Here is a 15,273-nt window from a genome sequence, read left to right as displayed (position 1 = left end):
GTCAGTCGCCCCAGTTGCCGATATCGGCCGCATGCCCTTCGCCACCCTTCACGCCATCGGAACCGAGGGAGTACAAGTCATAGCTGCCGTCCACCGAATGCACACCGGGATTGAGGTACTGATAGGGCGTGTTCCACGGATCGACCGGCAGGCTTTTCAGATAACCCTGAGGGTTCCAGTTCCTCGCCGCCGGCAGGCCGGAAGGTTGTTTGCTCAAGGCTTCCAGCCCTTGCTGCGTCGAGGGGTAGTTGAAGTTGTCGAGGCGATACATTTCGAGGGCCGTGGCGATGGCCTGGAGATCAATTTTGCTGGCGGTGACTTTGGCCTGGTCGGGACGGCTCATGAACTGCGGCACCACGATGGCCCCCAGCACGCCGATGATGACGACCACCACCATGATTTCGATCAGGGTAAAACCGCGTTGGGCGCGAGGACTGTTTCTCTGTGCAGCATTCATGGGTCAATTCACCAATTGGTTGAGGCTGAGAATCGGTAGGAGGATGGCCATGACGATCAGCAGCACCACGCCGCCCATCAGCACCAGCATGGCCGGTTCAAAAAGGCTCACGACCAGTGCGATACGCGCCGCCAGACTGCTTTCCTGTTGCTCGGCGGCCCGCACCAGCATGCGATCGAGCTCACCGGCGCGTTCGCCGCTGGCGATCATGTGCAGCATCATCGGCGGGATGTCGCCGCTCAGTTCCAGGCCGCGAGTCAGCGTTCCACCTTCACGGACCGAGCGCGCGACATCGGCCATGCGGCTGCGGATGGTCAGGTTGCCGATGACGGCCGCCGCGATCTCCAGCGCGTCCACCAATGGCACTGCACTTTTGCCGAGGATTGCCAGCGTGCTGGCGAACCGCGCGGCTTCCATCGCCCGCAGCACCTCGCCCATGACCGGCAGTTTCAACGCGAGACGATGCCAGCGCAGGCGCCAGGCCGGCTGGCGCAGGCTCCAGCGCCAGAGGCCGAGCAACGTCGCCAGCACGCCCATCAACAGCAGAAAGTGATTGCGCAGCCCATTGCTGAGGGCAATCAGCGCCTGTGTCAGCCAGGGCAACGGCTGGCCACTGTCGACGAAGATCTTCACCACGTCCGGCACCACGTAGCCGAGCAGAAAACCAACAATCGCGACACTGGCCAACATCAGGATCAACGGGTACACCAGGGCCATCTGGATTTTCTGCCGCGACGCCTCGCGGGCCTGGGTGTAAGCGGCCAGTTGTTCCAGCACCTGCCCCAAGTGACCGGAACGTTCGCCAGCCGCGACAGTGGCGCGGAACAATTCGGGGAACGCCTTGGGAAATTGAGCCAGCGCCGTCGACAGGGCATGACCTTCCATCACCCGACTCCTGACTGCCGACAACAAACCGGCAACCTTGCGCTTCGCACTCTGCTTCGTCACCGCTTCAAGGGCTTCCTCCAGCGGTAGCCCCGCCTGTACGAGGGTGGACAACTGCAAGGTCAACAGCGCCAGATCCGCCGCGCTCAGGCGTCCGCTGCGAGGCTGCGTCCCCGTGTCGCCACCTGCCCTAACCTCGCTCAACTCACGCGGCCACAAGCCGCGTTCACGCATCAGTTGCCGGGCATGTCGCGGGCCGTCGGCCTCAAGTCGGCCTTTGCAGCGTCGGCCCAGGGCATCGTCAGCGCGGTAATCGAACGTCGGCACTCGCTAGTCCTCCTGGGTCACGCGCAGTAATTCGTCGAGGCTGGTCGCGCCCTCCAGCACCCGCTGGCGACCGTCCTGAAACAGGCTGCGGGAGACCTTGCGCGTCTCTTCTATCAACGCCTGTTCGCTCGCACCTTGATGAATCAGAACCGAGACGGCGGGCGTCACGCTGATCAGCTCGTAGATCCCGATCCGCCCGCGATAACCGTGCTGACACTGGTCGCATCCCACTGCCCTGAACAGCTGCGCCGGCGCTGCCGAATCGAGCCCGAGGCGCTCGCATGTAGCCTCATCGGCGCTGTACGCCGTCTTGCAATGAGGACACAACGTGCGCAGTAAACGCTGGGCCAGAATGCCCACCAGCGACGACGCCAGCAGGTAGGCATCGACGCCCATGTCCACCAGCCGCGTCACTGCACCGACGGCACTGTTGGTGTGCAACGTCGAGAGCACCAGGTGCCCGGTCAGCGATGCCTGGACGGCGATTTCCGCCGTCTCGCGATCACGGATTTCGCCGACCATCACCACGTCCGGATCCTGTCGCAAGATCGCCCGCAAGCCGCGGGCAAACGTCATGTCCACTTTCGGATTGACCGGCATCTGCCCCACACCCGGCAGGTGATATTCGATGGGGTCTTCGACCGTGAGAATGTTGCGTGTCTGATCGTTCAGGCTGCTCAGTGCGGCGTACAGACTGGTGGTCTTGCCGGAACCGGTGGGCCCGGTCACCAGGAGAATGCCGTGAGGTTTTGCGAGCAACTGGTGCAACGCGGCGAGGGTATCGGCAGGCATGCCGAGTCGCGGCAATTCCAGGCGCCCGGCCTGCTTGTCGAGCAGGCGCAGCACCACCCGTTCGCCGTGGGCCGAAGGCAGCGTGGAGACCCGCACATCGACTTCGTGCCCGGCCAGTCGCAGGGCCATTCGACCATCCTGCGGGACCCGTTTTTCAGCAATGTCCAGGCGCGCCATGACCTTGATCCGCGACACCAGCAAGGTGGCCAGTTCACGTCGTGGCCTGAGCATTTCGCGCAATTGCCCGTCGACGCGCATGCGTACCGACAGGTATTGCTCGAAAGTTTCCAGGTGCACGTCCGACGCGTGCTCGCGCACCGCTTCGCTGAGCAGTGCGTTGATCAACCGGATGATCGGCGCGTCGCCCTGCTGCTCCAGCAAGTCGGCGGTTTGCGGGACTTGATCGACCAGACTGAGCAGGTCCAGCTCTTCGTCCAGCCCTTGGGCAACTTGCTCGGCCGCGCTCTGACCTTCGCGATAAGCGACGGCCAGACGTGCGGCGAACACATCAGGCTCAAGCACCCGCATCGGCAGATTCCGAGCGCTTGCCCGACGGGCTTCCGACAAGGCCGTGAGCGGCGCATTGGCGCGCAGTACAAGGCTTGAGCCCGGCCCGTCGTGCTCCAGCAGTACGCCGAAACGCCGGGCGAAACCGAAGGGCAATGGCTGGAGGGATTCACGCGATTCGCTCATGGCGATTCCGCCGCTTGCTTACGCAAATCGAACACGGGGGCGCCGGGCGCGGGGTCGAACAACTGACGCGCCTCGGCCGGCAGCAGCAAGGAGTTGTTCCCTCGCGCGCCGGGCTTGCTCAATTCACGCAGCGCGTTGTAACGCTGCTGGCTGACGTCTGACAGGTCTTCCTTGCTGCGCACGATGGTTGGCCGCAAAAACACCATCAGGTTGCTTTTGGTCTGGGTGTCGCGGGTCCAGCGAAACAGCGCACCGAGGTAGGGAATGTCGCGCAGCAATGGTACGCCGCTCTGTTGGGTGCGGACGCTGTCCCTGATCAGCCCGCCGATGACGATGATTTCGCCATCGTCCGCCAGGATCGTGCTCTTGAGCGCACGTTTGTTGGTGATCAGGTCCGAAGAATCGATGCCCGAAACCGAAGGCGCGATGTCCGACACTTCCTGCGCGACCTCCAGGCGCAACGTCGAGCCTTCGTTGATGTACGGCTTGATCTTCAGGCTGATGCCCACGTCCTTGCGCTCGACCGTGGTGAACGGATTGTCCGCGCCGTTGCTGTTGGTGGCGTAGGAGCCGGTCTTGAACGGGACGTTTTGGCCGACGATGATTTCTGCCTCCTGATTGTCCAGGGTCAGCAGGCTCGGCGTGGACAGCAGGTTGCTGCGGGTGTTGCTGGCCAGCGCCGAAACCAACGCGCCGAAGCGGTCATTGCCCAGTTGCAGGATGGCCCCATCCGGAGCGGTTTTTTTCTCGTCAAAGTTCAGCCCGCCGATGATTGGAATGTCGGTGCCGGGGAAGTTGATGAAGCCTTTTGCATCGCTGCCGCTGACGCTCCACTGAACACCCACGGCCTCGGCGATGTCCCCGGAAATCTCGACGATGGCGGCATGGATCAGCACCTGCGCCCGAGGCTGGTCCAACTGACGCACGATGTCCTCGATGGTGCGGATTTGCGCCGGTTCGGCGATCAGCACCAGCGCATTCTGGCTTTCGTCGGCCTTGATCATGAACGTCGTGCCGGCTGAGTTATCCCGGGCGCCACCGACGGCCGTTGCCGGCTTTCGGCCCTGCCCCATCGTTTCGAGGACTTCGGCCAATTGCCTGGCATCGCTGTGACGCAGGCGAATCACCCGCGCATTGTCGAGGGTGGCGGTCGCGGGGGTATCGAGACGGCGTGCGAGGTCGATCAGGCGCTGGCGAACCGACGGTGGACCAATGAGAATCAGCCGATTGGTTCTGGCGTCGGCCAGCACCTGGATCGCCGTATCAGCGCTGCGTTTGCCCAGCGAGGACTCCATGACAGTCGCTACATCAGCAGCCTGTGCGTGCTGCATTTGCACCACGGCATGCTGGTTGTTCTGCCCGGAATCCAGTTGCCGGACCACCTGCGCGATACGGTTCACATTGGCCGCAGTATCGGTGACCACCAGCGCATTGGCTGACACCGAAGGACCGACATAGCCGTTGGCCGACACCAGCGGCCGAACCAGGCCGGCAATGTCGGAAGCGCTGCTGGTGTTCAGTTCGACGACCTGGGTGATGAATTGCGAAGCCGTGGCGTTTTTTGCAATGCCTTGGCCGGCGCGGGTTTTCGCTTCGGTGACCGGCGTAATCAGGATCCGGTCACCCTCGTCGATGACCGTGAAGTTGTGAGCATCCAGCACCGAATAAAACAATCGGCGAACACCTTCGCGGTCGAGGGCCTGACGGGACATGACGGTGATGCGCCCGGAGACTCTGGGATCAAGCACCACCGTGGTCCCGAGAATGGTGGAGATTTCCTCGACGATGTCGCGCAGCTCGGCATTGTTCATCGCCAGTTGCCATTTTTCTTCCTCGGCCCGTACCGCACCGTGAAAGAGTGACAGCGCCAACGCGGCGAGAAAAAGCAGGATGCGCAACGCCTTCGCGCTGATGGAAAAGTTCATGGGTTGATCACTCTGACGGCCCGGAGAGCGGGCGTAGAAAATGCGCAGGAGTCGCGGGGGCCGGAGCCTCGGTTTGCGCGTCTAATCGACGCAAGAGCTGCGTGGCAGACGTCTGCAGCGTCAGCACTTCTTCTCGCCCCTTGTTCCACAACACCGCCCGATTCGCCTCGACGCGGCGCAGGACGCTGCCGCCCGGCAACGGATCGCCCACCTGATAAATCCGCGAGCTTTGAGCGTCTGCCAGCAGCGCTCTGGACAACCCTGTGGCCAGGACAAAACTGGCCTGCAGGGTCAGCGGCTCGGCGCTGGCCAACAACGTGGCTCCCGCCGTCAGACCGAGCACCGTCGCCACCGCAGTGGTATCCAGAGGTGCAGGGGACGGTGGCGTCGCTATCGTTGCAACGGTGGGCATTGGTGCGACACGGCTTTGACGAAACCCCCACTCTTGCCACACCAGAAAGGCTCCGTACGCGACTGTCACCAGCAGCAGGCCGAGGGTACAGAGCCGCCCGTTCACTCGGTGCGGTCACTGCGAACATTGCTGCACAAGGACATTCGCCGCAGTACGCGGTGACCGCACAGTTCATGGAAAATCACCGCACCGACATGCATCGCGATCAGCAGTGAAAGCACCAGGCATGACCAAACGTGCATGGTGACAAACAGCGCGATAAGCGCTGGATCACTCAGCGGCTGCGCAATATCGACCCACCCGAATACATCAATCGGGCGGTCCATCATCAACACACCGGTCACCAGCACGACAGTCACCGTCAGGTAGATCAGCGTGTGGGCAAACAGCGCGAGTTTTTCCATGGACGACAAGGTGTTCACGCTCGTCTGCCGGGCGTGAACGACAAAAATAAACAGCCGCCAGACAAAAAACGGGATGAACACCGTCGTCAGCGACACATTGATAAAGGCAACCCGCTCACCGACGCGGGCTGGCACGTCCACAAAGGCCACATAGAACCCGGACGCCAGCGTCCAGATGATCACCGCCGCCGACATCCAGTGCAGCCATACGCGTTGGGTGGCGTAACCCGAAACCGTCATTTTCAACTCGATTTTTCAACAGGAAGATAAGCCTTCAGGCAATCCTGTTCCGGATCGCCTGAAGTGTTACGAGAGACTTAGATTTTGTCCCACGCCATGTGCCAGTGCCCCCCTACACCGGGCTCAAAGCCGTTGGCCGTCGGGGTGTATTGCTTGCAGTAACCGGACGCGGGGAATGGCTTGCATTCGAAGATTTCATTGGTCTTCGGTTGCAGCACTTTGGTGCCGGCGGTGTACTCGCTGATGCCTTCGGGGAACACGAAGTCGTGCTCGATGCCCGCGCCTTCACCGGTCATGTGGGTGGGCTGGGTGTCCTGGCGAGTGGTGCGGCCATCCAGCGTGGTGCCGACCAGCGTCAGGGTGTGTTTGCCGGGATTGCTGCGAACATCCATGGTCAGCCAGGTCGGACCGCTGTCTACCTGCTTCGCGACGGAACCGACCGGCTTGTTGTTCTCGTCGAACAAGGTCGCTTCGACGTTCATCGCACGGTTCGAGATCATGCTGAACTGGACGTTGGCCAGGCCTTTGTCCAGAACGTATTCGGCTTGCTGGGAGGCCACCGACATGCGCGCGGCGGTGTCTTCCTTCATGTCCAGCTGAACTTCGAATCGGGTTACGCCGCTTTCTTTCTGGGCGTAGAGGGTGTTGTTACCCCGGACCGGTTCGATGTTGCCGCTCTCATCACGAATACCGGCACGGATAAGCGATTGGGTGCTGTTGATTTTTTCTGCGAGTTTGAACGCCCAGTTGTTCGGCGAGCCTTCCTCGGCAGTGTCGATGGAGATCTCGACGTCGTAATTCGGGCTGACACCGTTGGCAGAGAATGCACGGGCCTTGACCTTGTCGCCGATCTGCAATTGGGCCGATGGCGTGATGCCGCCAACGGAAGACCAGCCACCGGGCAACGACGGTTCGCCGAGGATGTTCACATCGACAGCGTTGTAAAACGCCGCGTCGGTATCACCGACGGTCCAGATCCCGAGAATCACGTGCTGACTGGATTTGTCGCCAGGAATGTTGCAGTTGTGTTTGGCGCCGGACACCGGCAGCTGATGATTCCCCTCGACGACGCAGAACGGGGTGCTTTCGAACGAGGCGCGCTTGAGGGATTCGTTAACGTTCCAGCCGTTGCGAGTGATGAAGTACTCATGCTTGGTGGCCGGGTGAGCCTGGGTGTAGCGCCATTGGAAATCGATGTTGCGGTCTTTGATTTCCGTTAATTGCCAACGGGTAGCGGACTGAGCATCCATAGCGGAGAACGATGGATGACCGCCACTTGGAATCTTGCCATCGATCGGCCCTTGCAAAGGCGCACCGCCTGTACCAGCCGGAAAACCTTTGAATGTTTCGCCAACACTTTGAGGCTCGTATTGCGCGGAACCACAGTTGGTGTTCACCCCTTTCTGGCACAGCAGTGCGCGCGAAGGCGGCACTTCCATATAGCCATGGGCCGAAACAGTTTGAGACGCCAGCATTGCCGATAACAGGATCATTGAAGAGGAGCATGCGCTTAGCGCACCTCCCTTGTAGAAGGTCTTTTTCATGAGTGTGTTCCAGACTACTTATCGAAAATTAAGGCGCCACAAGGACGCCGCTGTTCGTAATCTCGTTCGGTGGGTTGCACCGGACGAAGGTCTGAAACCTTACTGAGATGAGCACGAATTCTATGTAGGACAAGTCTCCGCTTACATGGGGATTACTCTCTCTCTTCAGTTGTCTGACAAAGAGAGAAAACATTCTTACAGGATGAAACGGATTAGGCTGGCACACGGTATTTCAGACAAAAAAAAGCCTGCCCGGCGTTGGCCGGACAGGCTTGATGGAACCTGCGAGGACTACTCGTGATACTGCGCCGACAGCTCATGCACCGCGCGCAGGAACGCACCCGCATGTTCCGGATCGACTTCCGGCGTAATGCCATGACCCAGGTTGAACACGTGGCCGCTGCCCTTGCCGTAGCTGGCGAGGATCCGTCCGACTTCGGTACGAATGGCTTCCGGTTTGGCGTAGAGCACGGTCGGGTCCATGTTGCCTTGCAAGGCAACTTTGTCGCCAACGCGAGCCCGGGCATTGCCGATATCGCACGTCCAGTCCAGGCCCAGCGCATCAGCACCGGCATCAGCGATGCTTTCCAGCCACAGGCCGCCGTTCTTGGTGAACAGGATGACCGGAACCTTGCGGCCTTCGTGTTCGCGGATCAGGCCGCTGACGATCTTGCGCATGTAGGCCAGGGAGAATTCCTGGTACGCCGCCGCCGACAGGTTGCCGCCCCACGTGTCGAAAATCTGCACCGCTTGCGCGCCGGCCATGATCTGGCCGTTGAGGTACGAGGTCACCGACTGCGCCAGCTTGTCCAGCAGCAGGTGCATGGCTTGCGGGTTGTCGTAGAGCATGGCTTTGGTCTTGCGGAAGTCTTTCGACGAACCGCCTTCAACCATATAGGTGGCCAGGGTCCATGGGCTGCCGGAAAAACCGATCAGCGGTACACGACCGTTCAGTTCGCGGCGGATGGTGCTGACCGCGTCCATCACGTAACCGAGGTCTTTGTGCGGATCAGGAATCGGCAGGGCTTCGATGTCGGCCATCGTGCTGACGACTTTTTTGAAGCGCGGACCTTCACCGGTTTCGAAGTACAGGCCCTGGCCCATGGCGTCCGGGATGGTGAGGATGTCGGAGAACAGGATTGCCGCATCCAGTTGCGGATAGCGGTCGAGCGGTTGCATGGTGACTTCGCAAGCGAACGCCGGGTTCATGCACAGGCTCATGAAGTCGCCGGCCTTGGCACGGCTGGCGCGGTATTCAGGCAAGTAGCGACCGGCCTGACGCATCATCCACACAGGGGTGACGTCTACAGGTTGCTTGAGCAGGGCGCGAAGGAAACGGTCGTTCTTCAGGGCAGTCATGTCGGCATCCGGAAAAAAAGTGCGGGCATTTTCTCAGAGCTCGACGCAAAAGGCACGGATGCAGGTCAGCCTTTTGTCTATCGGGTCAATTTGTCGCGGGGGAATACAGTGTTTGGCAACACCCTGAAACCAATGTGGGAGCGAGCCTGCTCGCGATGAGGGCTTCACATTCAACATCTCTGTTGACTGATCCACCGCTATCGCGAGCAGGCTCGCTCCCACAGGGTTTGGCGTCGTCTAATTAGACGCCCAGGTAGTCCAGGATCCCTTCAGCCGCATTGCGGCCTTCGAAGATCGCCGTCACCACCAGGTCGGAACCGCGAACCATATCGCCACCGGCGAAGATTTTCGGGTTGCTGGTCTGGTGCTTGAACTGACCTTGTTCAGGCGCAACTACGCGGCCCTGGCTGTCGGTCTGGATGCTGAACTGCTCGAACCACGGCGCCGGGCTTGGACGGAAACCGAAAGCGATGACCACGGCGTCGGCCGGAATGATCTCTTCGGAGCCCGGGATCGGCTCGGGGCTGCGACGGCCACGGGCGTCCGGCTCGCCGAGACGGGTCTCGACCACCTTCACGCCTTCAACCTTGTCTTCACCCACGATGGCGATCGGCTGGCGGTTGTAGAGGAATTTCACGCCTTCTTCCTTGGCGTTCTTCACCTCTTTGCGCGAGCCAGGCATGTTCGCCTCGTCACGACGATACGCACAGGTCACCGACTTGGCGCCCTGGCGGATCGACGTACGGTTGCAGTCCATCGCCGTGTCGCCGCCGCCCAGTACCACAACCTTCTTGCCTTTCATGTCGACGAAATCTTCCGGCGACTTTTCAAAGCCCAGGTTGCGGTTGACGTTGGCGATCAGGAAGTCGAGCGCGTCATGCACGCCCGGCAGGTCTTCACCGGCAAAGCCGCCCTTCATGTAGGTGTAGGTGCCCATGCCCATGAACACGGCATCGTATTCTTCGAGCAGTTGCTCGACGGACACGTCCTTGCCCACTTCGGTGTTCAGGCGGAACTCGATGCCCATGCCGGTGAAGACTTCGCGGCGATTGCTCAGCACGGTCTTTTCCAGCTTGAACTCCGGGATGCCGAAGGTCAGCAGACCGCCGATTTCCGGGTTCTTGTCGAACACCACCGGGGTCACGCCGCCGCGTACCAGCACGTCGGCACAACCGAGGCCGGCCGGGCCTGCGCCGATGATCGCGACACGTTTGCCGGTCGGCTTGACCTTGGACATGTCCGGGCGCCAGCCCATGGCGAACGCGGTGTCGGTGATGTACTTCTCGACCGAACCGATGGTCACCGCGCCGAAGCCGTCGTTGAGGGTGCAGGCACCCTCGCACAGACGATCCTGCGGGCACACCCGGCCGCAGACTTCCGGCAGGGTGTTGGTCTGGTGCGACAGCTCGGCGGCCTGGAGGATGTTGCCCTCGGCCACCAGTTTCAGCCAGTTCGGAATGAAGTTGTGCACCGGGCACTTCCATTCGCAATACGGGTTACCGCAACCCAGGCAGCGGTGGGCCTGATCGGCCGAATGCTGGGGTTTGAAGGGTTCGTAGATCTCCACGAACTCTTTCTTGCGTTGACGCAACAGTTTCTTCTTCGGATCTTTGCGCCCGACGTCGATGAACTGGAAGTCGTTATTCAGACGTTCAGCCATTGTTAAAACCTCATCAAACTCTTCAGGCGCATATCACTGCGGGTTGGCACGGGTGCTGGAAAGCAACGTTTTCAAGCTGGCAGCCTTGGGCTTGACCAACCAGAAACGGCGCAGGTAGTCATCGAGGTTTTCCGCGAGTTCACGACCCCACTCGCTGTCGGTTTCCTCGACGTACTCGTTCAGCACGCGTTGCAGGTGGCTACGGTAGGCTTCCATCGCTTCGCCGCTGATCCGCTGGATTTCCACCAGTTCGTGGTTGACCCGGTCAACGAAGGTGTTGTCCTGATCGAGCACGTAGGCGAAACCGCCGGTCATGCCTGAGCCGAAGTTGTAACCGGTTTTGCCCAGGACGCAGACGAAACCACCGGTCATGTACTCGCAGCAGTGATCGCCAGTGCCTTCCACCACGGTGTGAGCACCGGAGTTACGCACTGCGAAACGCTCGCCCGCAGTGCCGGCAGCGAACAACTTGCCGCCGGTGGCGCCGTACAGGCAGGTGTTGCCGATGATGGCACTGTCCTGAGTCTTGTAGGCGCTGCCCTTCGGCGGAACGATGACCAGTTTGCCACCGGTCATGCCTTTGCCGACGTAGTCGTTGGCATCGCCTTCCAGGTACATGTTCAAACCGCCGGCGTTCCACACACCGAAGCTCTGACCGGCCGTCCCTTTGAAGCGGAAGGTGATCGGCGCGTTCGCCATGCCTTGGTTGCCGTGCTTGCGCGCGATTTCACCGGAGATCCGCGCGCCGATCGAACGGTCGCAGTTGCAGATATCCAGCGCGAATTCGGCGCCGCTCATGTCGTTGATGGCCGAGGTGGCCATATCGATCATTTTCTCGGCCAGCAGGCCTTTGTCGAACGGCGGGTTGCGGTCGACCTGGCAGAACTGAGGCTTGTCTGCCGGGATGTGATCGCTGCCCAGCAACGGGGTCAGGTCCAGGTGGTTCTGCTTGGCGGTCTGGCCTTCGAGGACTTCCAGCAGATCGGTGCGACCGATCAGCTCTTCGAGGGAGCGCACGCCCAGCTTGGCCAGCCACTCACGGGTTTCTTCGGCGACGTAGGTGAAGAAATTCACCACCATGTCGACGGTGCCGATGTAGTGATCCTTGCGCAGCTTCTCGTTCTGAGTCGCGACGCCGGTGGCGCAGTTGTTCAGGTGGCAGATACGCAGGTATTTGCAACCCAGGGCAATCATTGGCGCGGTGCCGAAACCGAAGCTTTCAGCGCCGAGGATGGCCGCCTTGATCACATCGAGGCCGGTTTTCAGGCCGCCGTCGGTCTGTACCCGGACTTTGCCGCGCAGGTCGTTGCCACGCAGGGTCTGGTGGGTTTCGGCCAGGCCGAGTTCCCACGGAGCGCCCGCGTATTTGATCGAGGTCAGCGGCGATGCACCGGTGCCGCCGTCGTAGCCGGAAATGGTGATCAAGTCCGCGTAGGCCTTGGCCACACCGGCGGCGATGGTGCCGACGCCCGCTTCTGCTACCAGTTTCACCGAGACCAGGGCCTTCGGGTTGACTTGTTTCAGGTCGAAAATCAGCTGCGACAAGTCTTCGATCGAGTAGATGTCGTGGTGCGGCGGCGGCGAAATCAGGGTCACGCCCGGCACTGCGTAACGCAGCTTGGCGATCAGACCGTTGACCTTGCCGCCTGGCAGTTGACCGCCTTCGCCGGGCTTGGCGCCTTGGGCGACCTTGATCTGCAGCACTTCAGCGTTGACCAGGTATTCCGGGGTGACACCGAAACGGCCAGTCGCGACTTGCTTGATTTTCGAGCTTTTGATGGTGCCGTAGCGCGCCGGGTCTTCGCCGCCTTCGCCGGAGTTGGAACGCGCACCGAGGCGGTTCATGGCTTCGGCCAGGGCTTCGTGAGCTTCCGGCGACAGTGCGCCAAGCGAAATACCGGCGGAGTCAAAGCGCTTGAGCACCGATTCCAGCGGTTCGATCTCGCTGATGTCCAGCGGCGTGGCCAGCGTCTTGACGTTGAACAGGTCGCGGATCATCGACACCGGACGGTTGTCCACCAGCGACGTGTATTCCTTGAACTTGCTGTAGTCGCCCTGCTGCACAGCGGCTTGCAGGGTGTTGACCACGTCCGGGTTGTAGGCGTGATATTCGCCACCATGGACGAACTTCAGCAGGCCGCCTTGCTGGATCGGCTTGCGCGGGCTCCAGGCTTCGGCGGCGAGGGCTTTCTGCTCGGCTTCGATGTCGACGAAACGTGCGCCCTTGATGCGGCTCGGCACGCCACGGAAGCTCAGGTCGCAGACTTCCTCGGACAGGCCGATGGCTTCGAACAGTTGAGCGCCGCGGTAAGAAGCGATGGTCGAGATACCCATCTTCGACAGGATCTTCAGCAGGCCTTTAGTGATGCCTTTGCGGTAGTTCTTGAACACCTCATAGAGGTCGCCCAGCACTTCACCGGTACGGATCAGGTCGCCCAGCACTTCATAAGCCAGGAACGGATAGACCGCCGAGGCGCCGAAGCCGATCAACACCGCAAAGTGGTGCGGGTCGCGTGCGGTGGCGGTTTCCACCAGGATGTTGGAGTCGCAACGCAGGCCTTTTTCGGTCAGGCGGTGGTGTACCGCGCCAGTGGCCAGGGAAGCGTGGATCGGCAACTTGCCCGGTGCAATGTGACGGTCGCTCAGGACGATCTGGGTGCGACCGGCGCGAACGGCTTCTTCAGCCTGATCGGCGACGTTGCGCACGGCAGCTTCGAGGCCGACGCTTTCGTCGTAGTTGAGGTCGATGATCGCGCGCTCGAAGCCCGGACGATCGAGGTTCATCAGCGAGCGCCACTTGGCCGGGGAAATGACCGGCGAGCTGAGGATTACGCGCGAGGCGTGTTCCGGCGACTCCTGGAAGATGTTGCGCTCGGCACCGAGGCAGATCTCCAGCGACATGACGATGGCTTCACGCAGCGGGTCGATCGGCGGGTTGGTCACCTGCGCGAACTGCTGACGGAAATAGTCGTACGGCGTGCGCACGCGCTGGGACAGCACGGCCATCGGCGTATCGTCGCCCATGGAGCCAACGGCTTCGTAGCCTTGCTCGCCGAGCGGACGCAGCACCTGATCGCGCTCTTCGAACGTGACCTGATACATCTTCATGTACTGCTTGAGTTGATCGACATCGTAGAACGCCGAACCGTGGTCGTTGTCTTCCATGGTCGCCTGGATGCGCAGGGCATTCTTGCGCAGCCATTGCTTGTATGGATGACGGGATTTCAGACGGTTGTCGATTGCGTCGGTGTCGAGGATCTGGCCGGTTTCGGTGTCCACGGCAAAGATCTGGCCCGGGCCAACGCGGCCCTTGGCGATCACGTCTTCAGGCTGGTAGTTCCAGACACCGATTTCGGACGCCAGGGTGATAAATCCGTTCTTGGTGGTGACCCAACGCGCCGGACGCAGACCGTTACGGTCGAGCAGGCACACCGCGTAACGACCGTCGGTCATTACTACGCCGGCCGGGCCGTCCCACGGTTCCATGTGCATCGAGTTGTATTCGTAGAACGCACGCAGATCCGGGTCCATGGTTTCGACGTTCTGCCACGCAGGCGGAATGATCATCCGCACGCCACGGAACAGGTCGATGCCACCGGTGACCATCAGCTCGAGCATGTTGTCCATGCTGGAGGAGTCGGAACCGACGCGGTTCACCAGCGGGCCGAGTTCCTCCAGATCCATCAGATCGTTGGTGAACTTGGTGCGACGGGCCTGGGCCCAGTTGCGGTTGCCGGTGATGGTGTTGATCTCGCCGTTGTGGGCGAGGAAGCGGAATGGCTGGGCCAGCGGCCATTTCGGCAGGGTGTTGGTGGAAAAGCGCTGGTGGAACACGCAAATCGAGGTTTGCAGGCGCTGATCGCTGAGGTCTGGATAGAAGGCGGTCAAATCCGCCGGCATCATCAGGCCTTTGTAGATGATGGTCTTGTGCGAAAAGCTGCAGATGTAGTGATCGACGTCGGCGGCGTTGGCCACGGACGAGCGACGACGGGCGCTGAACAGCTTGATCGCCATGTCCTGATCGCTCAGGCCTTCACCGCCGATGTAGACCTGCTCGATCTGCGGCAGGCGCTCAAGGGCCAGGCGGCCGAGGACGCTGGTGTCGATCGGCACTTTGCGCCAGCCGACCAGGGTCAGGCCTTCGGCCAGGATCTCGCGGTTCATGTTCTCGCGAGCGGCTTCGGCTTTGACCGGGTCCTGGTTGAAGAAGACCATGCCCACCGCATATTGCTTGGGCAGTTCGACGCCGAAGGTTTCCTGGGCGATGGCTCGCAGGAACACGTCCGGCTTTTGAATCAGCAGACCGCAACCGTCACCGGTCTTGCCGTCGGCGTTGATCCCACCGCGGTGGGTCATGCAGGTCAGGGCCTCGATGGCCGTTTGCAAAAGGGTATGACTGGGCTCGCCCTGCATATGGGCTATCAGGCCGAAACCGCAGTTATCCTTGAATTCATCTGGTTGGTACAGACCTGCTTTCATAGACACTTTCTCACCAGGCTGCCTCTTATCGAGGCAAATTTCTTTTCAATTCAACCACTTACCATCCGCGCCGAACGTACGCCAGCTTTGCGGGGG

General features: G+C 61.0%; 10 protein-coding genes. All 10 read right to left on the bottom strand.

Going from position 1 to position 15,273, the window contains the following annotated elements; translation table 11 throughout:
• Window position 1: 1 nt before the first annotated feature.
• The 10 genes from gspG to gltB all read right to left on the bottom strand — a co-directional run bounded on the left by gspG (window position 2) and on the right by gltB (window position 15,177).
• Entirely contained in the window at window positions 2-457 is a 456-nt protein-coding gene (gene gspG, locus J4E42_RS04280) for a type II secretion system major pseudopilin GspG (RefSeq protein WP_207284680.1), read from the bottom strand.
• 3 nt (window positions 458-460) lie between these two features.
• Window positions 461-1,669, bottom strand: a complete 1,209-nt coding sequence (gspF, locus tag J4E42_RS04275; RefSeq protein ID WP_207284679.1) for a type II secretion system inner membrane protein GspF — start codon at window positions 1,667-1,669, stop codon at window positions 461-463.
• A gap of 3 nt (window positions 1,670-1,672) precedes the next feature.
• Window positions 1,673-3,154 (bottom strand): type II secretion system ATPase GspE, encoded by a 1,482-nt coding sequence (gene gspE / locus J4E42_RS04270; protein WP_207284678.1) that lies wholly within the window; start codon window positions 3,152-3,154, stop codon window positions 1,673-1,675.
• Window positions 3,151-5,079 carry a type II secretion system secretin GspD gene (gene gspD / locus J4E42_RS04265; protein ID WP_207284677.1) on the bottom strand — a complete coding sequence of 643 codons (1,929 nt, stop codon included), beginning with the start codon at window positions 5,077-5,079 and terminating at the stop codon, window positions 3,151-3,153. The genes gspE and gspD overlap by 4 nt, the downstream gene beginning before the upstream one ends.
• A 7-nt stretch (window positions 5,080-5,086) precedes the next feature.
• Window positions 5,087-5,491 carry a type II secretion system protein N gene (locus J4E42_RS04260; protein WP_310650438.1) on the bottom strand — a complete coding sequence of 135 codons (405 nt, stop codon included), beginning with the start codon at window positions 5,489-5,491 and terminating at the stop codon, window positions 5,087-5,089.
• Between the two features lie 101 nt (window positions 5,492-5,592).
• A complete protein-coding gene (locus J4E42_RS04255; RefSeq protein ID WP_207284675.1) occupies window positions 5,593-6,135 on the bottom strand; it encodes a cytochrome b in 543 nt (180 codons plus the stop codon).
• 77 nt (window positions 6,136-6,212) lie between these two features.
• The gene (gene gbpA / locus J4E42_RS04250) at window positions 6,213-7,679 is read right to left on the bottom strand and encodes an N-acetylglucosamine-binding protein GbpA (protein WP_207284674.1); all 1,467 of its coding nucleotides are present in this window, start codon (window positions 7,677-7,679) and stop codon (window positions 6,213-6,215) included.
• A gap of 291 nt (window positions 7,680-7,970) precedes the next feature.
• Window positions 7,971-9,038 carry a uroporphyrinogen decarboxylase gene (hemE, locus tag J4E42_RS04245; protein WP_008025187.1) on the bottom strand — a complete coding sequence of 356 codons (1,068 nt, stop codon included), beginning with the start codon at window positions 9,036-9,038 and terminating at the stop codon, window positions 7,971-7,973.
• Between the two features lie 241 nt (window positions 9,039-9,279).
• Complete coding sequence (locus tag J4E42_RS04240; protein ID WP_192226859.1) at window positions 9,280-10,698, bottom strand: FAD-dependent oxidoreductase; 1,419 nt, start codon at window positions 10,696-10,698, stop codon at window positions 9,280-9,282.
• Window positions 10,699-10,731: 33 nt separating this feature from the next.
• Window positions 10,732-15,177, bottom strand: a complete 4,446-nt coding sequence (gene gltB, locus J4E42_RS04235) for a glutamate synthase large subunit (RefSeq protein WP_008025189.1) — start codon at window positions 15,175-15,177, stop codon at window positions 10,732-10,734.
• Between the last annotated feature and the right edge of the window lie 96 nt (window positions 15,178-15,273).

Source organism: Pseudomonas sp. FW300-N2A2, assembly GCF_017351735.1.
GTDB classification, from domain to species: domain Bacteria; phylum Pseudomonadota; class Gammaproteobacteria; order Pseudomonadales; family Pseudomonadaceae; genus Aquipseudomonas; species Aquipseudomonas migulae.
This window is presented reverse-complemented; position numbering and strand designations above follow the sequence as displayed.

Excerpts from the sequence above, each read along its gene's own strand:
- J4E42_RS04255 (WP_207284675.1), bottom strand. The coding sequence starts at position 6,135 with ATGACGGTTTCGGGTTACGCCACCCAACGCGTATGGCTGCACTGGATG.
- gbpA (WP_207284674.1), bottom strand. The coding sequence starts at position 7,679 with ATGAAAAAGACCTTCTACAAGGGAGGTGCGCTAAGCGCATGCTCCTCT.
- hemE (WP_008025187.1), bottom strand. The coding sequence starts at position 9,038 with ATGACTGCCCTGAAGAACGACCGTTTCCTTCGCGCCCTGCTCAAGCAA.
- gspD (WP_207284677.1), bottom strand. The coding sequence starts at position 5,079 with ATGAACTTTTCCATCAGCGCGAAGGCGTTGCGCATCCTGCTTTTTCTC.
- J4E42_RS04240 (WP_192226859.1), bottom strand. The coding sequence starts at position 10,698 with ATGGCTGAACGTCTGAATAACGACTTCCAGTTCATCGACGTCGGGCGC.
- gltB (WP_008025189.1), bottom strand. The coding sequence starts at position 15,177 with ATGAAAGCAGGTCTGTACCAACCAGATGAATTCAAGGATAACTGCGGT.
- gspG (WP_207284680.1), bottom strand. The coding sequence starts at position 457 with ATGAATGCTGCACAGAGAAACAGTCCTCGCGCCCAACGCGGTTTTACC.
- J4E42_RS04260 (WP_310650438.1), bottom strand. The coding sequence starts at position 5,491 with ATGCCCACCGTTGCAACGATAGCGACGCCACCGTCCCCTGCACCTCTG.
- gspE (WP_207284678.1), bottom strand. The coding sequence starts at position 3,154 with ATGAGCGAATCGCGTGAATCCCTCCAGCCATTGCCCTTCGGTTTCGCC.